Source organism: Gemmobacter sp. (assembly GCF_046292685.1).
GTDB lineage: Bacteria > Pseudomonadota > Alphaproteobacteria > Rhodobacterales > Rhodobacteraceae > Wagnerdoeblera.
In genome coordinates, this window is record NZ_JBKBQM010000014.1 from 35738 (window position 1) to 60466 (window position 24729).

A 24729-nucleotide genomic window follows, 5' to 3' on the forward strand; every position below is an offset into this window, starting at 1 on the left:
CCGCTCTTTTCCATTTCGGGGACAAGCATTTCGGGGGGATCATGGGCTTGCACGACATCACCGCCCGCATCCGCGCTGCCGAGGCCGCACACGGCCGCGCGCCCGGGTCGGTGACGCTGATCGCCGTTTCCAAGGTGCAACCGCTGGAACGGGTGGTGGCCGTGCTGGACGCGGGCCATCGCACCTTTGGCGAAAACTACGTGCAGGAGGCCGCCGGCAAATGGCCCGACCTGCGCGCGCGGTATGAGGGTGTGGCGCTGCACATGATCGGGCCTTTGCAGACCAACAAGGCCAAGCCCGCGCTGGAGCTGTTCGACGCCATCCACACGCTGGACCGGCCTTCGCTGGCCGAACGCCTGGCACGGCTGGTGCAGGCGCAGGGGCGCTGCCCGCAACTGTTCGTGCAGGTCAACACCGGGGCCGAGCCGCAAAAGGCCGGCGCCCTGCCCGCCGAGCTGGACGGTTTCGTTGCCGCCTGCCGCCGGCTGGACCTGCCGGTTGCCGGGCTGATGTGCATTCCGCCCGAAGATCAGGATGCGGCCCCGCATTTCGCAATGCTGGCCGGCATGGCCGCGCGCAACGGGTTGTCGGGCCTGTCGATGGGCATGAGCAGCGATTTCGAAGCGGCCATCGCCCACGGCGCCACGCATGTGCGCGTGGGCTCGGCCATCTTCGGCGCCCGGGTGGCGGCGATCAGGCCAGAGGCACCGTGACCGTATCGCAGGAAAAAGCCAGGCGCTGCATTCGGCGTTCAAGGCGCGCGCAGCAAAGGCAGCGCGCAGCCGGTCGCGGTCGGGCTGGTGGGACAGCGCGCGGTTGGCGTTGGATTCGGTGACGATGCGGTCTGCCCGCGCCAGCCGGGCCTGCCGATAGGCCGCCAGCGCCTGCGGCACCGGGGCGCCGCCCGACAAGGCGCGGGCCAGCACCACCGCATCCTCCATCGCCATTGCCGCCCCTTGCGCAATGTAGGGCAAGGTCGGATGCGCGGCGCCGCCCAGCAGGCTGACGCGGCCATCGGTGCGAGCTTCGTCGGGGTGCAGCCGATAGTTCACCGGCGCCGCGACGATCTTGCCGGGGTTGGCCACCGGCGACAGATGGCGCACCTTTTCCACCGGGCGCCCGGGCACCTGGGCGGCCAGCGCAGCGCGGGCAGTTCGTCCGGCACCACGGCGACATCGTGGACCATGTCGCCCTTGACCACGCCTTCGGTTGTCGTCGAAACGGCAGAAACGCATCGTGTCTTTCCTTGGCTCAGGCGCCGCGCAGTTCGCGGTGGACCCCGGTTTTTCCTGTGCCACCCGGTCGGAGAACACGAACAGGACGCTGTCCTTTTCCGCGCGGTCGCTGCGCCGGGTCCAGCCGGGGGCGGCGGCCACATTGCTTTCGGCAAGGTCAAAGCGCTGGTCGCCGATCTGCGCGGCCAAGTCGCCTTCGGCCAGCGCCATCGCCTGCCCGGCGGTCGAGCGTATCGGGCGGGTTTCGAAGACCGGCACCGACGGCAGGTCCGGCCCATCGAGCCAGGCGCAAGGCCCGGTGCCTTCGTTGCCGTGATTCTGCCGGCCCGGAACGGGACGATGGCGAAATCGCCGCGCCGCATGGTGGTGCTTCGCCGCCGACCACGGTGCTCGCGCCTTCGCCTTCGGGCATGAAGCGCAGCACCGAAGGCGTGTGGCGATGCGCGAGCGCCGTGAAAAAGGCGGCAATCGCCACGGGCGGCGTCACGAAGGGCATCGGCCCGCGGCGGCATGCCCAGCTTGACCCGCAGCATGGTCAGCGCAAAGCCCAACCCGGTCGGTTGCAGCGTGCCCATGATGATGTCCGCTGCGGCGGCGATCATCAGGATATCCGCCCACGAACCGCCGGTTCGGACCAGATGGTTGCGCACTTCGCGCAAGGTCAGCTGCCGGGTGCCGTAACCGAGGGCAACGCCGATCACCATGACCGCGCCGCAGGCGCACAGCGCGGGCCGCGCTGCTTCGGCATTCAGGCGGCTTCCTTGCCGTCCATCGTGCCTGGCTCGGGCATCTCCACGCCCGGAGCGATCGCTGCGACGGGCCCGATGCCGGGAATGGGCAGCCGGATCCCGCAGCTATGGGCGAGCGCCGGATCCTCCATGACGAGGCGCACCAGTTCGGCGTCGCGCTGCCCGATGCGTATCTCGAGCTGCCGCAGCCGGGCGCCAGGCTGTGCCGGGACGACCCGATTGCGCGCCTTGTGCAGGCGGTTGCGGCAGGCGGCGCGCCCCTTTATCAGACGGAGGCGCGCGAGGTGCAACGCCCTGATTTCGGGCATGCTCTCGCTGCAAACGGGCGTGGCCTCGCGTTAGGGCACGGCACCCAACCGGGCGAGCATGGCGGCGTCGGCGCGGTCGGTCTGTGCCGCGTATCCCGCAACCTGTGCGAACCGGCGCGCGCGGCCCGGCTGCATCTTCACCAGCGCATGGCCCGCCGCATCCGGCGCAGCCTCCATGTCGCGGTGACAGCGCCCGGTCGCCTCGTCGTTGCCGAACCGGGCATGTCGGCCGTCAGGCTGACGGCGGATATCGAGCGTGTCCTTGGAAATGGCGATACCGATAGTATGCTGCACCGCCTTTCGTCTTCTGTGCTTGTCGTTCGGGGCAATGCGTGCAGTCCCCCACCAATCCGTTCAGCGCATGCGAAGGGCGGGGCGATCCAAGTTCTGACCGGTCCTGCGATCCGCCATGCTTTCGAGCCGTCCCCCGCGGCTCTCGGGCAAAGGCATTGGTCACGGCAAAGGGCATCTGGTGCCGCCCGGCCCCCAGCACCGGAAGGTAATAGTCGTCGCCGAACAGCCGGTCGGCCGTGGCCTTCATGTGCGGCCCGCAATTCATCTCGGGCGCGATCCCGCCCGGAATGCCGAACACCCCCTGGATGAACAGCGGCCCCTCGACCAACCCGCGGTCGCGGAAATGCGCCTGGTTGCAAAGGTGGCCGATGTCGTAGCGCTCGAACTCGAACCGCCTGCCGCCCCCGAGATGTTGAGGTTCAGCGACCCCACGTTCGTCGCGGCCACTTCGCACCGCGCCCATTTTGCCGTCGCCAGCCGGTCGTCCTGCGACAGGCCCGGCCCGCCCCCGGTGGTGATGGTGGCCACCGCATCGCAAGCCTCCTTGATGACCGGCAGGAACCGCGCATAGTCCTCGGGCGCCGGTGACGGCGCAACTGATGATGACCTTGTGCGACTTGCACATTGCACGATTTCGCGACTCCTTGCCGGGCATGTTGATGTCGAAGCGAATGGCAAGGTAGCGCATGATCCCCGTAAGCCGCTCGCGCCACAGCCCCGGATTTTCGTTCGCCTGCGTATTGATCTTCGGTCCGCGGGGCGCGAGAGTTTGACGAGGGCATGGAATGAACGAGCCCCGAAGCCGGGACATGCGGTTTGGTTCCCTGATCCATGACATGTCGCGCCTTCGCAGGGTCTGCTTCGACCGCGAACTTGCGCCGCTGGGCATCACCCGGTCGCAGTGGTGGGTGCTGGCCTTCATCTCGCGCAACGACGGGCTGCCGCAGACCCGGCTGGCGAACGAACTGGATGCCGGCAAGGTCGCGCTCGGCTCGCTGATCGACCGGCTGCAAACCGCCGGCTTCGTCGAGCGCATCCCCGATGCCAAGGACCGCCGCGTCAAGCGCGTGTTCCTGACGGACAAGGCCCGCCAGATCATCAAGGACATCGCCCCGGTCAACGACAGCTTCAACGCCAAGATCCTTGCCGGCATCCCGCGCGAGGACCTGGAGCTGACGGCGCGCACGCTCTACCGCATGAAGCAGAACCTGATCGCGCTGACCAACGGCGACGAAGGCGACGACGGCGGCGACGGGCTGGATTGATCTGACGCAAGACCATCGCCAGTTGCGCGCCAGCGTGCGGCGGTTCATCCAGGCCGAAATCGCCCCGCATTTCGACCGCCGGGAAACCGATGGCATCGTCGCCCGGCATTTCTGGGACAAGGCTCGCGCAGCCGGCGTGCTGTGCCCCACCGTCCCCGAGGAATACGGCGGCATCGGCGGCAATTTCCGCATGAACGCCGTGGTGGCCGAGGAACTGGCCCGATCGGGCTTTGCCGGGCCGGCGGCCGACATTCCGGTGCATTCCGACGTAGGCCCGGGTTACCTGCCGTCGCATGGCACCGCCGGAACAAAAGGCGCGCCGGCTGCCCGGCATGCTGGCGGGTACCACCGTCTGCGCCATCGCCATGACCGAGCCCGTCACCGGCAGCGACCTGCAGGGCATCCGCACCACCGCCCGGCGCGACGGCGACCAATGGGCCTACGACGGGCCAAAGACCATCATTTCCAGCGGCCGGCACGCCGACCTGGCAATCGTGGTCACCCGCACCGCCGAAGGCCGCGGTTCGGGCAGCCATCGGCGATTTTCAGGCGATCCCGCACCGGATGGCCGATCTCAAGACCGACCTCACCTTCGGCTGGGCCTTTGCGGAGCAGTGCATCCTGCGCCACGTGCAAGGCGGGCTCGGCACCTACGCGGAGTCGATGGCCAAGCTGTGGTGCAGCGACATGCCAGGCCGCGTGGTCGATGGCTCGTGTGCGGTTCCAAGGCGGCTACGGCTTCATGCGCGGATACGGGATCTGCCGCCTTTACGCCGATGCCCGGCTACAGCGCATCTATGGCGGCACGTCCGAGATCCTGCGCGAACTGATTTCCCGCGCGCTCTGGCCGCGCCCGCCCGGTTTCACGACCCTCCCTTTCGACTGGCGGCCCCGCAAGGGGCCGCCCTTTTCGTCAGGCGGCACCGGCCTGGCCCAGCCGGGCCCCGCTGGCGGCGTCGAACAGATGCGCCCGCGCGGGCTCGACCGCCAGCGCCAGCCGGTCGGCCAGCGCCGCATCGGCCGGCAGCGCGGCCACCAGCGCCTGCCCGCCGACCCGGCCATGCACCAGCCGCTGCGCGCCCAGTTCCTCGACATGGGTGACCGCCATGTCCAGCGCGCCCGGCGTGCCCGGCGCCACCGGCACCAGATCTTCGGGCCGCAGGCCCAGCGTCACCGCCCCCGCGCCCGCCGCCGGCAGCGCCAGCGCGCGCCCGTCCAGCACCACCCGGCCGCCGTCGCGGGCTGCGGCCAGCAGGTTCATCGCCGGCGCCCCGATGAAGCCCGCGACAAAGACCGAGGCCGGGCGGCGATAGACCTCCAGCGGCGTGCCGATCTGTTCCACCCGGCCGCCGTTCAGCACCACCAGCCGGTCGGCCAAGGTCATCGCCTCGACCTGGTCGTGGGTCACATAGACGCTGGTGGTGCCCAGCCGGCGTTGCAGCGCACGGATTTCGCCGCGCATGGTCACCCGCAGCTTGGCATCCAGGTTCGACAGCGGTTCGTCGAACAGAAAGGCCGCCGGCTCGCGCACGATGGCGCGCCCCATCGCCACGCGCTGGCGCTGCCCGCCCGACAACTGGCGCGGCTTGCGGTCCAGATAGGGGCCGATTTCCAGCATCGCCGCCGCCTGATCCACCCGGCGCGCGATCTCGGCCCGGTCCATCCGGCGGTTCTTCAGCCCATAGGCCAGGTTCTGCCGCACCGTCATGTGGGGGTAGAGCGCATAGCTCTGGAACACCATCGCAACGTCGCGCTCGGCCGGTTCCAGGTCGTTCACCACCCGCTCGCCGATGCGCACGGTGCCGTGGCTCACCGTCTCCAGCCCCGCGATCATGCGCAGCAAGGTGGACTTGCCGCAGCCCGACGGCCCGACCAGCACCACGAATTCCCCGTCGGCAATCGCCAGGTCGATCTCCGACACCGCCTGCGTGCCCCCGGCATAGGTCTTGCCCAGCCGTTCCAGCGTGATGGATGCCATGTCCTACTTCTCCGTCTCGATCAGGCCTTTGACAAAGACCCGCTGCATGAGGATCACCACCACCACCGGCGGCAGCATGGCCAGCACTGCGGCGGCCATGACGTAATTCCAGATCGGGTTGGCATCCACGGCTTCGGCCATGCGCTTGATGCCCGCGACGATGGTGTAATACCCCTCGTCCGTGGTTATCAGCAGCGGCCACAGATACTGGTTCCAGCCATAGATGAACAGGATCACGAACAGCGCCGCGATGTTGGTGCGGCTCAGCGGCACCAGCATGTCACGGAAAAACCGCAAGGGCCCCGCCCCGTCGATCCGCGCGGCCTCCAGCAGCTCGTCGGGGATGGTCAGGAACACCTGCCGGAACAGGAAGGTGGCCGTGGCGCTGGCGATCAGCGGGATGGTCAGGCCCGCATAGCTGTTCAGCATGCCCAGATCGGCCACCACCTTGAAGGTCGGCAGGATCCGCACCTCCACCGGCAGCATCAGCGTGATGAAGATGCACCAGAAGGCGAACATGCGGAACGGAAAGCGGAAATACACGATGGCAAAGGCCGAGGTGATCGAGATGGCGATCTTGCCCACCGCAATCAGCAACGCCATCAGCAGGCTGTTCCACAGCATCCCCGCCAGCGGCGGCGCCCCCATGGTCGACAGGCCGTTGCCCAGCATCAGGCTGTAATTCGCCACAGCGGCATCCCCGAACCACAGGGGGATGCGCCCGGTCTGGAACGCCTCGGCCGGGTGGGTCGAGGCGACCAGCGCCACCCACACCGGAAAGGCCACGATCAGCACGCCGGCGATCAGCACGCCATGCGCCAGCAGGTTCAGCCAGGGTCTGCGTTCGACCATGTTCAATACTCCACCCGCCGCTCGATATAGCGGAACTGCACCACGGTCAGCGCCACGACCACCGCCATCAGCACCACCGACTGCGCCGCCGAAGACCCGAGGTTCAGCCCCAGGAAGCCATCGACATAAACCTTGTAGACCAGGATGTTGGTCGCCTGCGCCGGCCCGCCTTCGGTGGTGGCGTCGATCACCGGCAGCGTGTCGAACAGCGCATAGACCGTGTTGACCACCAGCAGGAAGAAACTGGTCGGCGCCAGCAGCGGAAAGGTGATGGTCCAGAACCGCCGCACCGGGCCTGCCCCGTCGATGGCCGCGGCCTCGCGCAAGCTGGCGGGAATGGCCTGAAGCCCCGCGACAAAGAACAGGAAGTTGTAGCTGATCTGCTTCCACGCTGCGGCAATCACCACCAGCACCATCGCATCGTTCGGCTTCAGGCTGTGGTTCCAGTCATAGCCCAGCGCCTTCAGCGCAAAGGGCATCAGCCCGATGGTCGGGTTGAAGATGAACCACCACAACAGCCCCGCAATCGCCGGCGCCACCGCATAGGGCCAGACCAGCAGCGTGGTATAGGTGCGCGCGGTGGCGATCATGCGGTCCACCGCCAGCGCCAGCACCAGCGCCACCGCCATCGCCAGCACCGCGACCGCCACCGAAAACACCACCGTCACCTGCGCCGATTTCAGGTATTCGGCATCGCCGATCAGGCGCGCGTAATTCGCCAGCCCGACGAATTCGGTCTTCAGGCCGAAGGCATCCTCGCGCAGAAAGCTTTGCCACCCGGCCTGCGCCGCCGGCCACAGGAAGAACACGAAGGTCACCGCCAGTTGCGGCGCCAGCAACAGCCAGGGCAGCAGCTGGTTGCGAAAGATCGAACGCTTCATCGGGGTATCCCGCAGGAAAAAGGGCGGCAGCCCGCGCGCGATGCGGCGCGGGCTGCCCTTGCGGCGCCCAGGGCGCCTTACTTGTTGGCGGCTTCGAACTCGCGCAGCAGCACGTTGCCGCGCTTGACCAGATCGTCCAGCGCCGCCTGCGCCGACTTCTGCCCGCCCAGCAGCGCCTGGAACTCCTCGTCGATGATGCCGCGGATCTGGGTGTAGGAACCGAAACGCAGGCCCTTGGAATTGGGCGTCGGCGCGTTCAGCGTCATCTGCCGGATCGAAACGTCGGCACCCGGGTTGGCGTCATAATAGCCTTGCGACTTCGACAGATCCCACGCCGCCTGCGTGATCGGCAGATAGCCGGTGGACTGGTGCCACTTCGCCTGCACCTCGGCCGAGGACAGGTAGCTGAAGAAGTTGGCCACAGCCTTGTATTCCGCTTCCGGCCGGCCCTGCAGCACCCACAGCGTCGCCCCGCCGATGATCGAGTTCTGCGGCTGCACGTCGGCATAATGCGGCAACATGCCGTAGCCCACCTCGAAATCCTTCGCGTTGGCGATCACGCCCGCGCGGCTGGCCGAGGAGTTCATGTAGATCGCGCATTCCTGCGTGTAGAACTTGGGCGGGGCATCGTTGCCGCCCACCGGGCCGCCATACTGGAAGATGCCTTCCTTCTGCCAGCGCGCCAGGTTTTCCCAGTGCCGCACCTGCAGGGGGCCGTTCACCGTCAGCTCGGTCGCCAGCCCGCCGAAGCCGTTTTCCAGCGTGCCGATGGGCTGGTTGTGCCAGGCCGAGAAGTTTTCCAGCTGCACCCAGCTGATCCAGCCGGTGGTAAAGCCGCACTTCGCGGCGCCCGATTCCATGATCTTCCTGGAGAACGCCTCGACATCCTCCCAGGTCTTGGGCGGGGTGTTGCGGTCCAGCCCCGCCTTTTCGAACACGTCCTTGTTGTAATACAGGATCGGGGTCGAGCTGTTGAACGGCATCGACAGCATGTTGCCGTCGGTGTCGGTGTAATAGCCCACCACCGCCGGCAGGAAGGCCGCCGGGTCGAAGGGCTCGCCGGCATCCTTCATCAGCTTGTGGACGGGGTAGATGGCGCCCTTGGCCGCCATCATGGTGCCGGTGCCCACCTCGAACACCTGCACGATGGCGGGCTGTTCCTTGGCGCGGAAGGCGGCGATGGCGGCGGTCATCGTCTCGCCATAGGTGCCCTTGAAGCTGGGCACGACCTTGTAGTCCGACTGCCTGGAATTGTAGTCGGCGGCAATCGCTTCCAGCTTTTCGCCCAGTTCGCCGCCCATGGCGTGCCACCACTGGATTTCGGTCTGCGCCATCGCCGCCGAAACGGTGGCGGCAACGGCCACGGAAGCCAGGCTGAAGGTTCGGATCATGTCGGTCCTCTCGGGTTGCGCCTGGGGGCGCTTGTGACCGGGCGATGCGACAACTGCGTAACCGCCGCTTGTCGGTTCGGTGACAAATGCGCCCCGGGCCTCGCAGCTGCCGCAACGTCATCGCCGCGCGGGGCGGATTTCATCGCCTTGTCATCGCTGCGTTGCGGCACCATCGCAAATCCGGCCCAGGGTCGTGCCACGTCGCCCCCACGCCGGAGCCCCAGGGCATGGAACCTTGCACGATCCCGCCGGTGCGCCGCCTGCGCAGCCTGTTCCTGTCGGACCTGCACCTGGGCGCGCCGGGCTGTCGGGCCGAAGCCATTCTCGATTTCCTGCGCCGGCACGATGCCGACACCATCTGCCTTGTGGGCGACACCTTCGACCTGTGGGATCCGATGTTCACCCACTGGTCCGATGCGCACGATCGCATCGTCGGCCTGTTGCGCGACCGCGCCGCGGCCGGGCGGCAGGTGGTGCTGCTGGTGGGCAACCACGACCGCGCCTTGCTGACCGACCGCGGCAAGGCGCATCCGGCGGTGGCCGGGCTTGCGGCGGCGGTGCGGCACGATTTCGTCCATCACGCCGCCGACGGGCAGCGCTATCTGGTGCTGCACGGCGATGTCTGCGATGCACGGCTGTTGCGCTTTCACGTCTGGACCCGGCTGGGAAGCCGCACCGACAGCTTCCTGCGCCTGCTCGACCGCGGCCTGCGGCGGATGCGCCTGCGCTTCGGCCCCGAGGCGCGCGGCCCGATGGAACTGGCGATCTGCGCGCTCAACGGCCTGATGTATCGCGGCCGGCGCCACGAACGCCGGCTGGTGCAACTGGCCCGTGCGGCAGGGTGCCACGGCGTGATCTGCGGGCATTTCCACATCGCCGCGCTGCACGACGACCACGGCCTGCGCTACGCCAACTGCGGCGACTGGACCGACAGTTGCACCGCCCTGATCGAGGATCACGGCGGCACCCTTGCGCTGGTGGCGCACGGGGCGGCCCCCGCCCCCGCCCGCGCCCTGGCCACAGCCCAAGGCACACGCCCATGACCGACCTGCCCTCCGCCCTGCCCTCCGACCTCTGGCCGCTGCTGCTGCTTGGTTTCGCCGTGCTGATGCTGGCCTTGCACCTGGGCAGCTGCGCCCTGGTGGCCGGGCGGCGCACGCCGCCGCCGCCGCGCCCGGCGGATGCGCCCTTCGTCACGCTGCTGCGCCCGGTCTGCGGGCGCGACCCGGCCGACCGCGCCACCCTTGGCTCCAGCTTCGGGCTCGACTATCCGCGCTTCGAGGTGCTGTTCTGCGTGGCCGACCCGGCCGACCCCGCGGTGCCGCTGCTGCACGACCTGATCGCCGCCCACCCCGGCGTGCGCGCCCGCCTGCTGGTGGGCGACGACCGCATCACCGCCAACCCCAAGCTCAACAACCTGGCCAAGGGCTGGGAGGCGGCGCAAGGCGACCTTGTGGTCATGGCCGACAGCAACCTGCTGCTGCCGCCCGATTACCTGTGGCACCTGCTGGCCGCGCGCGGCCCCGGCGTGGGGCTGGTGTCGGCCCCGCCGGTCGGCACCCTGGGCGAAGGGTTCTGGGGCGCGATGGAATGCGCCTTTCTCAACTCCAACCAGGCGCGGCTGCAACTGGCGGCCGATGCGCTGGGCTTCGGCTTTGCGCAAGGCAAGACCATGCTGTGGGACCGCGCCTTTCTGACCGCCGCCGGCGGCCTGCCGACCTTGGGCGCCCGCCTGGCCGAAGATGTGGCCGCCACCCGGATCGTGCGCCGCGCCGGCCTTCGGGTGGCGCTGCCGCGGGTGCTGTTCGCCCAGCCCATCGGGCGGCGCAGCGCGGCCCAGGTCTGGCAGCGGCAGGTCCGCTGGTCGCGCGTGCGGCGCGAGGGCTTTCCGGCCCTGTTCGCGCTGGAGCCGCTGAACGGCGGTGCGCTGCCCCTGGCCGCGGCGCTGCTGGCCGGGGGGCCGGGGGCGGCGCTGGCGCTGGGGCTGGCGTGGTATGGCGCCGAATCGGCGCTGGCCTGGCGCATGGGCTGGGTGTCGCGGGCACGCGACCTGGCGCTGCTGCCCTTGCGCGATGCCTTGCTGCTGCCGATCTGGCTGGCCACGCTGCGCAGCCGCGGCTTTGCCTGGCGCGGCAACGCGATGGCGCCCGGCGCGCTGCAAAAGCTGCCCGGCTGACCGATGGCCGATGCCGAAATCGCCGTGCTGATCCAGCGCCACGGGCTGTGGGTGCTGCTGCTGCTGACCCTGATCGAAGGGCCGGTCGCCACCCTCGTGGCCGCGGCAATGGCGGCGCGCGGCCTTTTGGACCCGGCGGCGGTGTTCGCGGTGGCGCTGGCCGGCGACCTGGCCGGCGACGGGGTGCTTTACGCCATCGGCCGGCTGTCGCCGGGGCTGACGCGGCGCCTGGCCGGCCGCCGCGTCAACGCCGTGCTGGACCGCAGCGGCGGCCTGCGCGACCTGATGCAGGCGCAGGCCTGGCGGCTTCTGGTGCTGGGCAAGCTCACGCATGTGCTGGGCTTTGCCGTGATCCTGGCGGCCGGGGCGGCGCGGGTGCCGGCGAGGTTGTTCGCGCTGGCCAGCACGCTGGCCGCCATTCCCAAGGTGGCGGTGCTGGTGGCGGCGGGCTACGGCTTCGGGCAGGCGCTGGCGGCGAACTGGCCGGCCGCGCTGGTGCTCGGCGCCGCCGGCCTCGGCACCGCGGCCTGGGCATGGCAGCAGCGGCGGGGCCGGCGATGACCGCGCCCGTCTCCTGCATCATCCCGGCCTGGAACGAGGCGGCGCGCATCGGCGCCGTGCTGGACGCCGCCCTTGCCCACCCCGCCCTGGCCGAGGTGATCGTGGTGGACGATGCCTCGACCGACGCCACCGCCGCCATTGCCGCGGCACAAGGCGCCCGGGTGCTGCGCCAACCGCAGAACGGCGGCAAATCGGCCGCCGTGGCGCGCGGGCTGGCGGCGGCGCGGGGCGACCTGGTGCTGCTGCTCGATGCCGACCTGGTCGGGCTGACCGCGGCCGATCTGACGCGGCTGCTCGACCCGGTGCTGACGGGCCGGGCCGATGCCGCGCTCAGCCTGCGCGCCAACGCGCCGCGGGCCTGGCAGGCGCTGGGGCTCGACTACATCTCGGGCGAAAGGGTGATGCCGCGCGCCTTGCTGGCGCCGCACCTGGCGCAGATGGCCGCCTTGCGCCGCTTCGGGCTGGAGGTCTGGCTCAACGACCTGTGGATCGCCGCCGACCTGCGCCTTGCCGTGGTGCGCCTGCCGGTGCAAAGCCCGGCCAAGGCCGCCAAGCACGGGCTGGCCGCCGGGCTGGCCGGCGATTTCGGCATGTTGCGCGACATCGGGCGCACCGTCGGCCTGCGCCGGGCGGTTGCGCAGATGCGCGCCATGCGCCGCATGGCCGCCCGCGCCGGGGCCTGACCCCCCCGCCCCGCTGCCCGCTGTCACGGCCTCGCAGACGGCATCGCGGGTGCGGGCAGTCAGCCGCGGTTCCGGCACCGGCCCGGCGCGTCGGAACCGCGCATCGGCCGGCACGTCGGGCGGCACCGCCCCGACCTCGCGCCGCAGCACCGCCGACAGGATCTGCTGGTGCACGCCGGTCACCACCCCGATCGACAGGCCAGAATGCTGCGCCAGTATCCGCCCGGCAATGGCGATGCCGGGCATCGAATTGCCCGGGCCCAGCCGCAGCCGCAGCTTGCCGTGCCGATCGCGCCGCACGACCCCACCGCGCAAAGCCTGCTTGCCCGCTTTCGCCCGCCCCGGCCACTGGCCAGGCACCGACGAGCCGGGCCGCAACATCCTTTCGCGCAGCCTCTACGGCCTGCGGTTCACGCACAGCCGCAGGGTGCGGGCCGATGTCTCGCCCTGTCAGGTGCGCAGGCGCGACCGGCTGGCCAACTTCGACCGCGCCGAAAAGGCCGGCGACCTGACCGTGCGCGACCGCGCGACCGCACCGGCGCGCCGCGCAGGCGACCTTGCAGCCGACCTTCCGGCCCGCGACGGGGTGTCGTTCCGGCTCATCGGCCTCCACCTTGCCGTGGCCGAACGGGTCGGCCACCCCGTCGCGGTCATGCAGGCCGGGCGCATCGTGGAAACCGGGCCGACGGCCCGGGTGCCGGCACAGCCCGCGTCACGCAAAGTTCATCGAACCGCAGCAGACCCGTCACGCATCGCCGGTATCCGGCAGCGGTCGCAGACAGCAAGGACGGTGAGATGCTGCAAGTCAGGAACGTGACCCGGACCTTCGGCCCGAAGGCCGCGGTGGACCGGATCAGCTTTGCCGTCGATGGCCCGGCCTTCGTCGGCATCATCGGGCGCTCGGGGGCAGGCAAATCCACCTTCCTGCGCATGATGAACCGGCTGACCGCCGCCACCTCGGGCGAAATCCTGGTCGATGGCCGCGACATCCTGGCGCTCAAGGGCGCCGAGGCGCGCGCCTGGCAATCGCAATGCGCGATGATCTTTCAGCAGTTCAACCTTGTGCCGCGCATGGACGTGGCCTCGAACGTGCTGCACGGCATCCTGAACCGGCGCTCCACGCTGCAGACGCTGTTCAACCTCTGGCCGCGCGCCGACATCCTGCGCGCGCTGGAAATCCTCGACCGGCTCGGCATCGCCGAACAGGCGCCCAAAAGGGCCGAGGCGCTGTCGGGCGGCCAGCAACAGCGCGTCGCCATCGCCCGCGCGCTGATGCAGGATCCGAAGATCATCCTGGCCGACGAGCCCATCGCCAGCCTCGACCCGATGAACGCCCAGATCGTCATGGATACCCTCAAGCGCATCAACACCGAAGACGGGCGCATGGTCATCGCCAACCTGCACACGCTCGATACCGCGCGCCGCTACTGCGACCGCGTGATCGGCATGCGCGACGGCCGCATCGTGTTCGACGGCACGCCCGACCAGCTGTCCACCGGTGTGGCGCGCGACATCTACGGCGCCGACGACAGCTTCAACGAGGCTGCCACCTCCACCGCCATTCCGGCCGACACCCGGGCCGACGCCGAATACGCCGCGCGGATGCTGGCCTGACGCCTGCTTTCCCCCTGCTCCCCCCTCAACCCCGGAGACTGCCATGAAACACCTTCTCCTTGCTCTTGCCGCCTCTACCGCGCTGGCCGGCGCCGCGCAGGCGCAATCCATCACCGGCTTCAACATCGGCATCCTCGGCGGCGAAAACGCCCAGGACCGCATGACCAACACCGAATGCTTCCGCGCCAAGGTCGAGGCCGAACTGGGCGTGCCGGTCAAGCTGTTCACCCCCGCCGATTACGACGGCGTCATCCAGGGCCTGCTGGGCGGCACGCTGGATTTCGCCTGGCTCGGGCCGTCGGCCTATGCCAAGGTCTGGCTGACCGACCCCGAGGCGGTGGACGTGGTGCTGACCAAGCAGAACGTGGACGGCTCTACCGGCTACTACTCCATCGGTTTCGCGCGCAAGGACAGCGGCATCACCTCGATGGACGACGCCAAGGGCAAGGTCTTTGCCTTCGCCGACCCGAACTCGGCCTCGGGCTACCTGATCCCCGGTGCGGAACTGACCGAAAAGTATGGCAAGCTCGATGCCTTCTTCGGCCAGGTCAAGATGTCGGGCGGGCATGAACAGACCATCGTCGGCGTGGCCAAGGGCGATTTCGACGCCGGCGTGACCTGGGCCGACGGCCTGGGCAACTGGGAAGACGGCTTCACCTCGGGCGCCTTCCGCAAGGCCTCCGACTCGGGCCTCGTGGACATGAACGACCTCGTGGAGATCTGGCGCTCGAAGCTGATCCCCGAAGGCCCGATGGTGCTGCGCCGCGCGCTGCCCGCCGATACCAAGGCCAAGGTCGTCGCGCTGCTCGACACCATGTGGGAAACCGACCCGAAGTGCGCCTACAACGTCGCCGCCGGCGAGGCGAAGGACTTCGTGCCGATCACGCACGAAGACTACCTGGGCGTGATCGCCGCGCGCAAGCTGCAGCAGGGCTCGTAAGCTTTCATCACCGTCTGCCGGGCCCTGCAAGGGGCCCGGCAATTGCATTCCGGGGGTTCTCATGGTCGATATCGCCTTCGGGCCGGAACGGGGCCCGCGCCCCGACGCCACCGATACCCGCGCCGCCTATCTGGAGATGGTGCGCCGCAAGCGCATGTATGGCGGGTTGCTGCTGGCGATCTTCGTGGCGCTGATGGCCTCGGGCTTCCTGCTGGCCGAAAGCCGCAACGCCGGCGGGCTCTGGAACGGCGCCCCCCGCGTGTTCGACTTTCCTGCCGAAGTGCTGACCGAGGCCTGGGCGAAACGCGCCAACCTGCCCGGCCTGTTTCTGGACCATGTCCCCGCCCTGATCGAAACGATCAACATCGCGGCCGTGTCCACCCTGCTGGGGGGCCTTGCGGCAATGGCGCTGGCGCTGTTGTCCACGCGCGGCCTCGCGCGCTGGCCGCGGGCGATCCCGCTGTTCCGCCGCAGCATGGACGGGCTGCGCGCCATTCCCGAAATCGTCATCGCGCTGGTGCTGATCTACATTCTTGGCGGCGGCCCGGTGCCCGCGGTCATCGCCATCGCGCTGCACACCGGCGGGGCGCTGGGCAAGCTGTTTTCCGAGGTGGCCGAAAACGCCGACCTCAAGCCGGTCGAGGGGCTGCACTCCGTCGGGGCCACCTGGTTTCAGCGCATGTGGCTGGGCGTGATCCCGCAGGTGGCGCCGAACTGGATCAGCTACGCCCTGCTGCGCTTCGAAATCAACGTGCGCGCCTCGGCCATCCTCGGCTTCGTCGGCGAAGGCGGCATCGGCCACGACCTCAAGATCGCCATGCAATGGGGTCAGGGCCGCTATGACGAGGTGGTGGCCATCTTCGCCCTGCTGTTCCTGGCCATCTTCGCCATCGACCGGCTGTCCGACCACTTCCGCAACCGTCTTGTCAGGGGGCACTGAGCCTTGGCCACCATCGACCCCGTTCTGACCGCCCGCGTCACCGCCGGCTTTGCCCGCAAGCGCCTGCTGGCCTTTGCCGTGCCGGCCGCGATCCTTGCCTACCTGGCCTATGCCTTCGTCGCCTTCGACGTGGCGGGCCTTGCGGCGCGCGCGCGGCTCGACAATGCGCGGATTCTGCTGTCGGATTTCGTCAGCCACAAGATCCACGTCACCCGCGACAACCGCTCGGGCGCGCTGTCGGTCGCCTACGAAGGCGAAGGCAAGGGCCTGTTCCCGCCGGAAAAATACCCTGCCTGGATCGCCACCGACGGCACGCGCACCACCATCGACCTCGGCAATGGCCACATCGTCACCTACGACGACCAGGGCGCGCGCTATGACGTGCCGGGCTACGGCACCATCGCCGTTCGCCCGGGCGACTCGGGCCTTGCGCTCGACGCGCCGCTGCCGCTGCCGGCCTGGATCAACGCGTCGGACACCCGCGTTGCCGTCACCACGCCGGCCGGGCGGTTCACCTACACCCGCTCCAAGGTCGAAACCTTCCGCTACTTCGCGGGGTGGGAACAGTTCTTCTTCACCGTCGAAAGCCCCTACTGGGGCCGCGGCCCGCTGGAACTCGCCGGCCTTGCCCTGTGGGGCGAAAGGCTGGACCCGGCGCGCAGCAACATCGCCGGCATGGTGCAGGATTTCTGGACCAACGCGATGTGGCGCCACGGCGATGTGGCCTGGGCCATCTTCGAAACCGTGCTGATGGCGTTTCTGGGCACGATGGGCGCGGCGATGGTGGCGCTGCCGCTGGGGTTTCTGGCCGCGCGCAACTTCAACCCGCTCGGGCCGCTGCGCTTTGCCTTGCGGCGGGTGTTCGACTTCATCCGCGGGGTCGACGGGCTGATCTGGACCATCATCCTCAGCCGCGCCTTCGGCCCCGGCCCGATGACCGGCGCGCTGGCCATGCTGGTCACCGACACCGGATCCTTCGGCAAGATGTTTTCCGAGGCGCTGGAAAACATCGACGAAAAGCAGGTCGAAGGCGTGCGCTCCACCGGCGCGAACGCCCTGCAGCGCGCGCGCTTCGGCGTGATCCCGCAGGTCACACCCGTTCTGTTGTCCCAGGTGCTGTATTACCTGGAATCCAACACCCGCAGCGCCACGGTGATCGGCGCCATCGTCGGCGGCGGCATCGGCCTGATGCTGACCCAGGCCATCCAGACCCAGAAGGATTGGGAGGAGGTGGCCTATTACATGACCCTCATCGTGCTGATGGTCATGGCGATGGACAGCCTGTCGGGCTGGCTGCGGCGCAAGCTCATCAAGGGCGAATGATCCCATGCCGAAACTGTCTGCCGACCGGCCGCTGATCCACCCCGGCTGCGCCATCACCAATTCCACCTTCGGTGCCTGGTGCGAGGTGGGCGAAGGGTCGCGCATCGCCAACAGCGACTTCGGCGACTACGCCTATTGCGACCGGCTGGCCGACATTGCCAACACCAGCGTCGGCAAGTTCGCCAATATCGCCGCGCTGACGCGGATCGGCCCGACCGACCACCCCTATGCCAATGCCGCGCAGCACCATTTCCTGTATCGTTCCAGCTATTACTGGGACGATGTCGAGGACGATGCCGCCTTCTTCGCCGCCCGCGCCGCGCGGCGCACCGTGCTGGGTGCCGATTGCTGGATCGGCCACGGCGCCATCGTCAAGCCCGAGGTGACCGTGGGCATCGGGGCCATCGTGGCCGCCGGCGCGGTGGTGACGCGGGATGTGGCGCCCTTTGCCATCGTGGCCGGCTGCCCTGCGGTACCGCTTCGGTCGCGTTTCGATACCCGCACCGCCGCGCGCCTGCTGGCCCTGGCCTGGTGGGATTGGCCGCACGACCGCCTGCGCGCCGCGCTGGCCGATTTTCGCGCGCTGGGGGCCGAGGCTTTCCTCGACCGTCACGGCGGCTGAGCCCCTTCCCGCGCCGCCGCCGGGCCGCGGCGGCGGCAGTGCAGGGGCTCTGCCCCTCTGGGCCCGTGCCGGGCCCATTCACCCCGGGATATTTGGGTCAAGGTGAAAGGCAGGCCGCGCGCAGGGGAGCCTTGCCAGTGGCACGCAGCGGGCGCGCGGGGACGGGCCAGGGCCGAAGCCTGGTGGCCGCCGAACCGGGCCTGAGCGGCCGGGGGCCGGAAATCGGGGGGCGTTGAAATGGGCCGGGGGGGGCGGCGGTCCTGTGGCCTCGGTGCGATGTCGCAAGCTCGCCCGGCCCGAAGGTGCGGATGCCCGCCCCGGGCCAGATGACCCGGCGAAAGGGCGGCGGCGCTTGCACGCTTTCCCTCGAAGGATGCAGCGACGGACCGAACGGGCCTGCCGGCGCCGGCTTGTCCGGTGCGATTCCGCCCCTTTCGGCAGGCGCACCCCCCCGGCGCGCAGTCTGCCTTTCACCTTGACCGAAATATCCCGGGGTGAATGGGCCCGGCACGGGCCCAGAGGGGCAGAGCCCCTGCACCGCCGCCGTGACGGCCGGGAAACGCCTCGGCCCCCAGCGCGCGAAAAATCGGCCAGCGCGGCGCGCAGGCGGGGGGCTTGCCGGGCAGCGCCGCGGGACGAGCCAGCGCGCAATCCGGCGGCGCCCCGGCCAGGCGGGGCGCCGCCGCCTCGTTCGGCATCGCCATGTCGCTTCCGCTGGCCGCCGGACCAGATCGCAGCGACACGCTGTTCCCTGCCCTCCGACATATTGCAGGAGCCACGCGACGCCGCGCGGCCATGACCCAGGCCCGGCCGCGCGGCCTTGGTCGGGGGGGCCAAGCCGGGGGCGGCAAGAGTTGCGGGGCGGTCAAGCGTTAACAAAGCGTGAAAACGATCGCGCAACTTGTTGATTTCAATAAGGTCTCGTTGTGTCCCTTCAAGGGACGGGCAGCAGGTCGGGGCGCGGGTTCGGCCTATTCGGCCGCAGCCTGCAGCGCGCCGCCCCCCATCATCCGGCGCGCCATCTCGCCCGACAGGTGGGCGACCCGACCGGCGCACAGGGTCATCTCGACTTCGCGGGTCGTGGGGTTCATCACCACCAGGTCGGCGCGTTGCCCTGGCATCAGGCGCCCGCGATCCGCAAGCCCTGCGACCTCGGCCGGGCGGGTCGAGATCATCGCCCAGGCGGCGGGCAGGTCGGCCAGCCCGGCATCGACCAGCGTCCAGGCGGCCTGGCGGAGGGCGGGGTAGTAATAGTCGGACACCAGCACGTCGCACAGGCCCGCCGCGATCAGGGTCTGCGCCGCGATGTTGCCCGACTGGCTGCCGCCGCGCACCACGTTGGGCGCCCCCATCAGCACCGGCTCGCGCGCCGACCGGGCCGCCATCGCCGCCACCTCGTTGGTGGGAAATTCGCAGATCGGCGCCCCGATCCGGCGGAAGAAGGCGCGGGTTTCGCCGCTGTTGTCGTCGTGCGAGCCGAGCCGCACCCCGCAGGCCGCCAGCAAGGCGGCGATCCGGGCCAGTGCCGCCGGCACCGCCGGGCCTACGGCCTCGGCGGCATGGACGACGGCCAGCATCTCCTCGGCCGAGCGGCCGCTTTGCGCCGCCCACTGGGCAAAGCGGACCGGGGCGCTGCGCGCCATGTCCAGCGCCTCGGGCAGGTGGTTGTTGAAGACCACGTAGTCCACCCCGTGCCGCGCCACCGTGGCCAGCACCTCGGGGTGGTCGGCGGTGACGTGGGTTTCCAGCCGGATCTGGACCCGCACATCGGGCAGCAGGCTGCTGCGCACCGCGTCGAGAGCTGCCAGCAGGTCGCGGGTGGCGGCGCCGGATCGGTGGCCGCCTTCCCAGCTCCAGCTTTGGGCGAACCAGGCGGTGGTGACCCCGTTCACCGCCAGCTCGGCCGCCGCCGAGGCAAGGGCGCGGCGCTTGTCGAAGGGGGCGGTGGGGCGCGGGGCCAGGTGGCGCTCGAACCCGTCGCCGTGCAGGTCCACGATGCCGGGCAGCACCAGGTAGCCCGACAGGTCGATCTCGCGCGCAGGCCCGTCGGCCACGACGCCATCGGCCAGGGTCAGCGGGGTTTCGACCAGCTGACCGCAGGTCAGCACGCGCGCGCCGGTCAGGCGCAGGGGGGACAGGTGGGGCATGGCATTTCCTCGGACAGACCCGCCGCATACCGCGGTTTCGTGACGCGCGCGTGACGGCGCGTCAGCCCGCACCCACCGTCAGGGTGACACGGTCGCCGGCGAACCAGGTGGTGCCGTATTCCACCGGCGCCCCTTCGGCATCCACGTTCACCGCCACCGACCGCAGCACCGGCGCCCCCGGCTGCACCTGCAAGGCCAGCGCCAGCACCGGCGACGCCAGCTTGGCGGTCAGCCGGGTTTCGGCGCGGGTGTAGTCGTGCAGCCCGCAAGCGGCCAGCGCCGCGGTCACCGACGACTGCCCCGCCATCGCCGCCGGCAGGCCCGGAAACCGCGCCGCCGGGAACACCGACCGGAACGCGGCCAGCGGCTGCCCGTCGGCCAGCGACACCCCCTCGACCACATGCACGGCCGCATCCGGGGGCAGACGCAGGCCGGTCGCCTCCTTGACAGAGGCGGGCCGGGTTTCCAGCCGGGTGATGCGGCGCGAGGGCGTGCGGCCCGAAGCCGTCACGTTCTGATGGAAACGCACCCGCTGCCCCAGCGGGTAATCCGTGGGCCGGGCGGTGACGAACACCCCTGCCCCCCGCCGGGCATGAACCGTGCCGTCCTGCGCCAGAGCGGCCAGCGCGTGCCGGACCGTGTGCCGGTTCACCCCGAAGCGGGCGGAAAGCGCCGCCTCGGTCGGCAGGCGGGCACCGGGGGGGTAAAGGCCCTGGGCGATTTCGCCGCGCAGGGTCTCGGCAATGGCGGTCCAGAGTGCAGCGCGGGGCAAGGGATTATCCTGTCATCAAAAATTCACAACTCCGGGCTTGAGCCGGGGCGGGGTGGCCGGTATGACTTGTATAGTTGTATATTAAAGCCGACAACCCCGCAAGATGTCGAGGATCGCATGACCCAAGCCGACCCGGAGGCCCGCAAGGGCTGGATGGCCCTGCTGGCCAAGGCGCCGCCCGAACGGCTGGCGGCGCTGATGCCAGAGCCGCCGGCCCATACCCCCTTGCGCGCGCCCGAAACCGGCGCGGTGATGGTGCGCGGCCGCGCCGGCGGCACCGGCGCCCCCTTCAACCTGGGCGAAATGACGGTGACACGCTGTTCGGTGCGGCTGGCCTGCGGCATCGTCGGCCACGCCTGGGTGCAAGGGCGCGACAAGCGCCATGCCACCCGTGCCGCGCTGGCCGATGCCCTGATGCAGACGGCTGCCGCGCCAGCGATCCGGGCGCAGGTGCTGGATGTGCTGGCGGCCGAGGCGGCAGCCGTCCGCGCCGCCCGGGCCGGCAAGGCTGCGGCGACCAAGGTCGATTTCTTTACCCTCGTGCGCGGAGAGGACCAATGACCGGCGATGTCCTGACCGGCGGTTTCGCCGATGCGCCGGTGCAATCGGCCCATGCCTTTCGCGCCATTCTGGAGGCGCTGGCCCGGCCCGGCACGCTGCACCGGGTCGGCGGCGCCCTGCCGCCGCCGCCCTTGTCGGTGGCCGCCGGCGTGGTGCTGCTGACGCTGGCCGACGGCACGACGCCCCTGCACCTGGCCGGTGCCGCCGATTGCCCGGCGGTGCGGGCCTGGGTGGCCTTTCACATCGGCGCCCCGCTGTGCGCGGCCGAGGAAGCCGATTTCGCGGTGGGCACCTGGGCCGACCTGAGCCCCGCCGGCCGGTTCCGCATCGGGCGCCCCGATTATCCCGACCGCTCGGCCACGCTGATCGCCGAGGTGCCGGCGCTGGAACCGGCCGGCGCCCGGCTGACCGGCCCCGGCATTGCCACCGAAGCGCGGCTGAGCCTGCCCGAAACGGCGGCGTTCCGGGCCAACCGGGCGCTGTTCCCGCTGGGCTTCGACACGATCCTGACCTGCGGCGACCGGCTGGCCGGGCTGCCGCGTTCGACCCGGGTGGAGGCGATCTGATGTATGTGGCGGTAAAGGGCGGCGAACGCGCCATCGACAATGCCCACGCCTGGCTGGCCGAGGAACGCCGCGGCGACCCTGCGGTGCCCGAGCTGACGGTCGCGCAGATCCGCGAACAGATGCGGCTGGCGGTGAACCGGGTGATGGCCGAGGGGTCGCTTTACGACCCCGAGCTTGCGGCGCTGGCCATCAAGCAGGCGCGGGGCGACCTGATCGAGGCGGTGTTCCTGATCCGCGCCTATCGCACCACATTGCCGCGGCTGGGCGGGTCGAACCCGGTGGATACCGCGGCGATGGCGGTGGACCGGCGGATTTCGGCCACGTTCAAGGACTTGCCCGGCGGGCAGGTGCTGGGGCCGACCTTCGACTATACCCACCGGCTGCTGGACTTTGCCTTGCTGGCCGAAGGCGAGGCCCCCGCCCCGCTGGCGCCGGCCCCGGGCGCCGCCCCGGACCGGGTGCCGCATGTGACCGGCTTTCTGAACCGCGACGGCCTGATCGAGCCGGCCCCGCGCAACGACGCCCCCCCGCCCGACCTGACGCGCGAGCCGCTGGAACTGCCGGCAAGCCGCGCCTTGCGCCTGCAGGCCATCGCGCGCGGCGACGAGGGGTTCATCCTGAGCCTCGCCTATTCCACGCAGCGCGGCTACGGGCGCACTCATGCCTTTGTCGGCGAATTGCGCATCGGCCGCGTCGCGGTGGAGGTGGATATCCCCGAGCTGGGCCTTGCCGTGGAAATCGGCGAGGTCGAGCTGACCGAATGCGAAACGGTCAACCAGTTCAAGGGCAGCCGCAGCGAACCGCCGCAGTTCACCCGCGGCTACGGGCTGGTGTTCGGCCAGTCGGAACGCAAGGCGATTGCCATGAGCCTGGTGGACCGCGCCTTGCGCTGGCAGGAGCTGGGCGAGGAGTTCACCGGGGCCCCGGCGCAGGACGAGGAATTCGTGCTGTCGCATTGCGACAACATCCAGGCCACCGGGTTTCTGGAGCACATCAAGCTGCCGCATTACGTGGATTTCCAGGCCGAGCTGGAACTGGTGCGCCGGTTGCGGCGCGAGGCGCAGGCCATGCAGGAGGCGGCGGAATGACCGACCAGGCCTACAACTTTGCCTATCTGGACGAACAGACCAAGCGGATGATCCGCCGCGCCATCCTGAAGGGCATCGCTGTGCCCGGCTATCAGGTGCCCTTTGCCAGCCGCGAAATGCCCATGCCCTATGGCTGGGGCACCGGCGGCGTGCAGGTGACGGCGGCCTGCCTCGTGCCCGAGGACCGGCTGAAGGTGATCGACCAGGGGGCGGACGACACCACCAACGCGGTCAGTATCCGCAAGTTCTTTCGGCGCACGGCCGGCGTGGCGACGACCGAGGCCACGGCCGAGGCGACCATCATCCAGACCCGCCACCGCATCCCGGAAACGCCGCTGCGCGAAGGGCAGATCCTGGTCTATCAGGTGCCGATCCCGGAGCCCTTGCGCTTTCTGGAACCGCGCGAGACCGAAACGCGCAAGATGCACGAGCTGGAGGAATACGGGCTCATGCATGTGAAGCTCTACGAGGATATCGCCCGGCACGGGCAGATCGCCACGTCCTATGCCTATCCGGTCAAGGTGGAGGGGCGCTATGTGATGGACCCTTCGCCGATCCCGAAGTTCGACAACCCCAAGCTGGCGGGCAACCCGGCGATCCAGCTGTTCGGCGCCGGGCGCGAGCAGCGCATCCACGCGCTGCCGCCCTATTGCAAGGTCGAGAGCCTGGATTTCGACGACCATCCCTTTACCGCCTCCAAGGCCCCGCACGACTGCGACCTGTGCGGTGCGCGGGACAGCTATCTGGACGAGGTCATCACCGACGATGCGGGCGGGCGGATGCACGTCTGTTCCGACACCGATTTCTGCGCCGGGCGGCGCGCGGCAGGGCACAAGGGGCGGCTCTGGGCGCCCGAGGCGGAGGGGCGGGCATGAGCCTGGTTCAGAGGATCGCGGCCGCGGATGCCCCGCTGTTGCGGGTCGAGAGGTTGACCCGGCGCTATGGCGCGCGGATCGGCTGTGCCGATGTGTCGTTCGACCTCTACCCGGGCGAGGTGCTGGGGATCGTGGGCGAAAGCGGCTCGGGCAAGTCCACGCTGCTGTCGTGCCTTGCGGGGCACCAGCAGCCCGACGAAGGCCGCGTGGTGTTCGACGGGCGCGACGTGCTGGCCATGAGCGAAACCGAACGGCGCCGGCTGGCGCGCACCGACTGGGCCTATGTGCACCAGAACCCGCGCGACGGGCTGCGCATGGGCGTCAGCGCCGGCGGCAACGTGGGCGAGCGGCTGATGGCCGTGGGCGCGCGGCATTACGGCGACATCCGCGCCAGGGCGCTGGACTGGCTGGGCCGGGTGGAAATCGCCGCCGACCGCATCGACGACCGGCCGCGCGCCTTTTCGGGCGGCATGCAGCAACGGTTGCAGATTGCGCGCAACCTGGTGACCGGGCCGCGGCTGGTGTTCATGGACGAGCCGACGGGGGGCCTCGACGTCAGCGTGCAGGCGCGGTTGCTGGACCTGTTGCGCGGGCTGGTGCGCGACCTGGGGCTTTCGGTGGTGATCGTCACGCACGACCTGGCGGTGGTGCGGTTGCTGGCGCACCGGCTGATGGTGATGAAGGGCGGGCAAGTGGTGGAACAGGGCCTGACCGACCAGGTGCTGGACGACCCGCAGCATGCCTATACGCAGCTGCTGGTGTCGTCGGTCTTGCAGGTCTGACCCGTTGCGGGGGGGGGGGGGGGGGGGGGGGGGGGGGGGGGGGGGGGGGGGGGGGGGGGGGGGGGGGGGGGGGGGGGGGGGGGGGGGGGGGGGGGGGGGGGGGGGGGGGGGGGGGGGGGGGGGGGG

General features: G+C 70.0%; 26 protein-coding genes and 5 pseudogenes. 20 read left to right on the forward strand and 11 right to left on the reverse strand.

The window, feature by feature from the left end; genetic code table 11:
* The first annotated feature begins 41 nt into the window (after positions 1 to 41).
* Positions 42 to 713, forward strand: coding sequence for a YggS family pyridoxal phosphate-dependent enzyme (locus ACK4S2_RS05840; RefSeq protein WP_409621451.1), 672 nt, complete (start codon positions 42 to 44; stop codon positions 711 to 713).
* A gap of 174 nt (positions 714 to 887) precedes the next feature.
* On the opposite strand, the pseudogene ACK4S2_RS05845 reads toward ACK4S2_RS05840, so the two are convergent.
* The 5 genes and pseudogenes from ACK4S2_RS05845 to ACK4S2_RS05865 all read right to left on the reverse strand — a co-directional run.
* Positions 888 to 1127 (reverse strand): annotated as a pseudogene (locus ACK4S2_RS05845) (FAD-dependent monooxygenase); the annotation flags it as partial.
* Positions 1049 to 2089, reverse strand: coding sequence for a TRAP transporter large permease subunit (locus ACK4S2_RS05850; protein WP_409621528.1), 1041 nt, complete (start codon positions 2087 to 2089; stop codon positions 1049 to 1051). The pseudogene ACK4S2_RS05845 and the gene ACK4S2_RS05850, both read right to left, overlap by 79 nt.
* A complete protein-coding gene (locus ACK4S2_RS05855) occupies positions 1984 to 2292 on the reverse strand; it encodes a hypothetical protein (RefSeq protein WP_409621455.1) in 309 nt (102 codons plus the stop codon). Before ACK4S2_RS05855 ends, ACK4S2_RS05850 begins: the two co-directional genes overlap by 106 nt.
* A 30-nt stretch (positions 2293 to 2322) precedes the next feature.
* The gene (locus ACK4S2_RS05860; protein WP_409621459.1) at positions 2323 to 2586 is read right to left on the reverse strand and encodes a hypothetical protein; all 264 of its coding nucleotides are present in this window, start codon (positions 2584 to 2586) and stop codon (positions 2323 to 2325) included.
* A pseudogene (locus ACK4S2_RS05865) lies at positions 2525 to 3216 on the reverse strand (3-keto-5-aminohexanoate cleavage protein). Before ACK4S2_RS05865 ends, ACK4S2_RS05860 begins: the two are co-directional and overlap by 62 nt.
* Before the next feature lie 179 nt (positions 3217 to 3395).
* Here ACK4S2_RS05865 and ACK4S2_RS05870 point away from each other — a divergent pair.
* The 4 genes and pseudogenes from ACK4S2_RS05870 to ACK4S2_RS05885 all read left to right on the forward strand — a co-directional run.
* On the forward strand, positions 3396 to 3851 hold the full coding sequence (locus ACK4S2_RS05870) for a MarR family winged helix-turn-helix transcriptional regulator (RefSeq protein ID WP_409621462.1): 456 nt from the start codon (positions 3396 to 3398) through the stop codon (positions 3849 to 3851).
* Position 3852: 1 nt separating this feature from the next.
* Positions 3853 to 4149, forward strand: a pseudogene (locus ACK4S2_RS05875) (acyl-CoA dehydrogenase family protein); the annotation flags it as partial.
* Positions 4150 to 4216: 67 nt separating this feature from the next.
* Positions 4217 to 4330 (forward strand): annotated as a pseudogene (locus tag ACK4S2_RS05880) (hypothetical protein); the annotation flags it as partial.
* A gap of 227 nt (positions 4331 to 4557) precedes the next feature.
* Positions 4558 to 4683 (forward strand): annotated as a pseudogene (locus ACK4S2_RS05885) (acyl-CoA dehydrogenase family protein); the annotation flags it as partial.
* Positions 4684 to 4764: 81 nt separating this feature from the next.
* Here ACK4S2_RS05885 and ugpC read toward each other — a convergent pair.
* The 4 genes from ugpC to ugpB form a co-directional block, all read right to left on the reverse strand.
* Positions 4765 to 5829, reverse strand: a complete 1065-nt coding sequence (gene ugpC / locus ACK4S2_RS05890) for a sn-glycerol-3-phosphate ABC transporter ATP-binding protein UgpC (protein ID WP_409621465.1) — start codon at positions 5827 to 5829, stop codon at positions 4765 to 4767.
* Positions 5830 to 5832: 3 nt separating this feature from the next.
* Positions 5833 to 6681: a sn-glycerol-3-phosphate ABC transporter permease UgpE gene (gene ugpE / locus ACK4S2_RS05895; RefSeq protein ID WP_409621467.1), complete on the reverse strand. Its 849-nt coding sequence runs from the start codon at positions 6679 to 6681 to the stop codon at positions 5833 to 5835.
* Between the two features lie 2 nt (positions 6682 to 6683).
* A complete protein-coding gene (gene ugpA, locus ACK4S2_RS05900; protein ID WP_409621470.1) occupies positions 6684 to 7562 on the reverse strand; it encodes a sn-glycerol-3-phosphate ABC transporter permease UgpA in 879 nt (292 codons plus the stop codon).
* A gap of 77 nt (positions 7563 to 7639) precedes the next feature.
* Positions 7640 to 8953, reverse strand: coding sequence for a sn-glycerol-3-phosphate ABC transporter substrate-binding protein UgpB (ugpB, locus tag ACK4S2_RS05905; RefSeq protein ID WP_409621473.1), 1314 nt, complete (start codon positions 8951 to 8953; stop codon positions 7640 to 7642).
* 227 nt (positions 8954 to 9180) lie between these two features.
* On the opposite strand from ugpB, the gene ACK4S2_RS05910 reads away from it, so the two are divergent.
* The 10 genes from ACK4S2_RS05910 to ACK4S2_RS05955 all read left to right on the forward strand — a co-directional run bounded on the left by ACK4S2_RS05910 (position 9181) and on the right by ACK4S2_RS05955 (position 17812).
* Positions 9181 to 9996: a UDP-2,3-diacylglucosamine diphosphatase gene (locus ACK4S2_RS05910; RefSeq protein WP_409621476.1), complete on the forward strand. Its 816-nt coding sequence runs from the start codon at positions 9181 to 9183 to the stop codon at positions 9994 to 9996.
* Positions 9993 to 11129, forward strand: coding sequence for a ceramide glucosyltransferase (locus ACK4S2_RS05915; RefSeq protein WP_409621479.1), 1137 nt, complete (start codon positions 9993 to 9995; stop codon positions 11127 to 11129). Before ACK4S2_RS05910 ends, ACK4S2_RS05915 begins: the two co-directional genes overlap by 4 nt.
* A gap of 3 nt (positions 11130 to 11132) precedes the next feature.
* Entirely contained in the window at positions 11133 to 11690 is a 558-nt protein-coding gene (locus ACK4S2_RS05920) for a DedA family protein (protein WP_409621482.1), read from the forward strand.
* A complete protein-coding gene (locus ACK4S2_RS05925; RefSeq protein WP_409621485.1) occupies positions 11687 to 12373 on the forward strand; it encodes a glycosyltransferase in 687 nt (228 codons plus the stop codon). Before ACK4S2_RS05920 ends, ACK4S2_RS05925 begins: the two co-directional genes overlap by 4 nt.
* Positions 12374 to 12695: 322 nt before the next feature.
* Positions 12696 to 13190 carry a hypothetical protein gene (locus ACK4S2_RS05930; protein ID WP_409621488.1) on the forward strand — a complete coding sequence of 165 codons (495 nt, stop codon included), beginning with the start codon at positions 12696 to 12698 and terminating at the stop codon, positions 13188 to 13190.
* Positions 13169 to 13987, forward strand: coding sequence for a phosphonate ABC transporter ATP-binding protein (gene phnC / locus ACK4S2_RS05935; protein WP_409621491.1), 819 nt, complete (start codon positions 13169 to 13171; stop codon positions 13985 to 13987). The genes ACK4S2_RS05930 and phnC overlap by 22 nt, the downstream gene beginning before the upstream one ends.
* A 43-nt stretch (positions 13988 to 14030) precedes the next feature.
* On the forward strand, positions 14031 to 14927 hold the full coding sequence (phnD, locus tag ACK4S2_RS05940) for a phosphonate ABC transporter substrate-binding protein (protein WP_409621494.1): 897 nt from the start codon (positions 14031 to 14033) through the stop codon (positions 14925 to 14927).
* A 61-nt stretch (positions 14928 to 14988) separates the two neighbouring features.
* Positions 14989 to 15867, forward strand: coding sequence for a phosphonate ABC transporter, permease protein PhnE (phnE, locus tag ACK4S2_RS05945; RefSeq protein ID WP_409621497.1), 879 nt, complete (start codon positions 14989 to 14991; stop codon positions 15865 to 15867).
* Positions 15868 to 15870: 3 nt separating this feature from the next.
* On the forward strand, positions 15871 to 17190 hold the full coding sequence (gene phnE / locus ACK4S2_RS05950) for a phosphonate ABC transporter, permease protein PhnE (RefSeq protein WP_409621500.1): 1320 nt from the start codon (positions 15871 to 15873) through the stop codon (positions 17188 to 17190).
* Between the two features lie 4 nt (positions 17191 to 17194).
* A complete protein-coding gene (locus ACK4S2_RS05955) occupies positions 17195 to 17812 on the forward strand; it encodes a chloramphenicol acetyltransferase (protein ID WP_409621503.1) in 618 nt (205 codons plus the stop codon).
* A gap of 971 nt (positions 17813 to 18783) precedes the next feature.
* Here ACK4S2_RS05955 and ACK4S2_RS05960 read toward each other — a convergent pair.
* Positions 18784 to 19959 (reverse strand): alpha-D-ribose 1-methylphosphonate 5-triphosphate diphosphatase, encoded by a 1176-nt coding sequence (locus tag ACK4S2_RS05960; protein ID WP_409621506.1) that lies wholly within the window; start codon positions 19957 to 19959, stop codon positions 18784 to 18786.
* A gap of 61 nt (positions 19960 to 20020) precedes the next feature.
* The gene (phnF, locus tag ACK4S2_RS05965) at positions 20021 to 20731 is read right to left on the reverse strand and encodes a phosphonate metabolism transcriptional regulator PhnF (protein WP_409621509.1); all 711 of its coding nucleotides are present in this window, start codon (positions 20729 to 20731) and stop codon (positions 20021 to 20023) included.
* A 117-nt stretch (positions 20732 to 20848) separates the two neighbouring features.
* On the opposite strand from phnF, the gene phnG reads away from it, so the two are divergent.
* From phnG to phnK, 5 genes are read left to right on the forward strand one after another with little or no spacing between them, the layout of a single operon-like run.
* Entirely contained in the window at positions 20849 to 21292 is a 444-nt protein-coding gene (gene phnG / locus ACK4S2_RS05970; protein WP_409621512.1) for a phosphonate C-P lyase system protein PhnG, read from the forward strand.
* Entirely contained in the window at positions 21289 to 21858 is a 570-nt protein-coding gene (gene phnH / locus ACK4S2_RS05975; protein ID WP_409621515.1) for a phosphonate C-P lyase system protein PhnH, read from the forward strand. The genes phnG and phnH overlap by 4 nt, the downstream gene beginning before the upstream one ends.
* Entirely contained in the window at positions 21858 to 22946 is a 1089-nt protein-coding gene (locus ACK4S2_RS05980) for a carbon-phosphorus lyase complex subunit PhnI (RefSeq protein WP_409621519.1), read from the forward strand. Before phnH ends, ACK4S2_RS05980 begins: the two co-directional genes overlap by 1 nt.
* A complete protein-coding gene (locus tag ACK4S2_RS05985) occupies positions 22943 to 23821 on the forward strand; it encodes an alpha-D-ribose 1-methylphosphonate 5-phosphate C-P-lyase PhnJ (RefSeq protein WP_409621522.1) in 879 nt (292 codons plus the stop codon). Before ACK4S2_RS05980 ends, ACK4S2_RS05985 begins: the two co-directional genes overlap by 4 nt.
* Positions 23818 to 24603 carry a phosphonate C-P lyase system protein PhnK gene (gene phnK, locus ACK4S2_RS05990; RefSeq protein WP_409621525.1) on the forward strand — a complete coding sequence of 262 codons (786 nt, stop codon included), beginning with the start codon at positions 23818 to 23820 and terminating at the stop codon, positions 24601 to 24603. Before ACK4S2_RS05985 ends, phnK begins: the two co-directional genes overlap by 4 nt.
* Positions 24604 to 24729: the final 126 nt, after the last annotated feature.

Excerpts from the sequence above, each read along its gene's own strand:
- ACK4S2_RS05840 (WP_409621451.1), top strand. The coding sequence starts at position 42 with ATGGGCTTGCACGACATCACCGCCCGCATCCGCGCTGCCGAGGCCGCA.
- ACK4S2_RS05855 (WP_409621455.1), bottom strand. The coding sequence starts at position 2,292 with ATGCCCGAAATCAGGGCGTTGCACCTCGCGCGCCTCCGTCTGATAAAG.
- ACK4S2_RS05870 (WP_409621462.1), top strand. The coding sequence starts at position 3,396 with ATGCGGTTTGGTTCCCTGATCCATGACATGTCGCGCCTTCGCAGGGTC.
- ugpC (WP_409621465.1), bottom strand. The coding sequence starts at position 5,829 with ATGGCATCCATCACGCTGGAACGGCTGGGCAAGACCTATGCCGGGGGC.
- ugpE (WP_409621467.1), bottom strand. The coding sequence starts at position 6,681 with ATGGTCGAACGCAGACCCTGGCTGAACCTGCTGGCGCATGGCGTGCTG.
- ugpA (WP_409621470.1), bottom strand. The coding sequence starts at position 7,562 with ATGAAGCGTTCGATCTTTCGCAACCAGCTGCTGCCCTGGCTGTTGCTG.
- ugpB (WP_409621473.1), bottom strand. The coding sequence starts at position 8,953 with ATGATCCGAACCTTCAGCCTGGCTTCCGTGGCCGTTGCCGCCACCGTT.
- ACK4S2_RS05910 (WP_409621476.1), top strand. The coding sequence starts at position 9,181 with ATGGAACCTTGCACGATCCCGCCGGTGCGCCGCCTGCGCAGCCTGTTC.
- ACK4S2_RS05915 (WP_409621479.1), top strand. The coding sequence starts at position 9,993 with ATGACCGACCTGCCCTCCGCCCTGCCCTCCGACCTCTGGCCGCTGCTG.
- ACK4S2_RS05920 (WP_409621482.1), top strand. The coding sequence starts at position 11,133 with ATGGCCGATGCCGAAATCGCCGTGCTGATCCAGCGCCACGGGCTGTGG.
- ACK4S2_RS05925 (WP_409621485.1), top strand. The coding sequence starts at position 11,687 with ATGACCGCGCCCGTCTCCTGCATCATCCCGGCCTGGAACGAGGCGGCG.
- phnC (WP_409621491.1), top strand. The coding sequence starts at position 13,169 with ATGCTGCAAGTCAGGAACGTGACCCGGACCTTCGGCCCGAAGGCCGCG.
- phnD (WP_409621494.1), top strand. The coding sequence starts at position 14,031 with ATGAAACACCTTCTCCTTGCTCTTGCCGCCTCTACCGCGCTGGCCGGC.
- phnE (WP_409621497.1), top strand. The coding sequence starts at position 14,989 with ATGGTCGATATCGCCTTCGGGCCGGAACGGGGCCCGCGCCCCGACGCC.
- ACK4S2_RS05955 (WP_409621503.1), top strand. The coding sequence starts at position 17,195 with ATGCCGAAACTGTCTGCCGACCGGCCGCTGATCCACCCCGGCTGCGCC.
- ACK4S2_RS05960 (WP_409621506.1), bottom strand. The coding sequence starts at position 19,959 with ATGCCCCACCTGTCCCCCCTGCGCCTGACCGGCGCGCGCGTGCTGACC.
- phnG (WP_409621512.1), top strand. The coding sequence starts at position 20,849 with ATGACCCAAGCCGACCCGGAGGCCCGCAAGGGCTGGATGGCCCTGCTG.
- phnH (WP_409621515.1), top strand. The coding sequence starts at position 21,289 with ATGACCGGCGATGTCCTGACCGGCGGTTTCGCCGATGCGCCGGTGCAA.
- ACK4S2_RS05980 (WP_409621519.1), top strand. The coding sequence starts at position 21,858 with ATGTATGTGGCGGTAAAGGGCGGCGAACGCGCCATCGACAATGCCCAC.
- ACK4S2_RS05985 (WP_409621522.1), top strand. The coding sequence starts at position 22,943 with ATGACCGACCAGGCCTACAACTTTGCCTATCTGGACGAACAGACCAAG.
- phnK (WP_409621525.1), top strand. The coding sequence starts at position 23,818 with ATGAGCCTGGTTCAGAGGATCGCGGCCGCGGATGCCCCGCTGTTGCGG.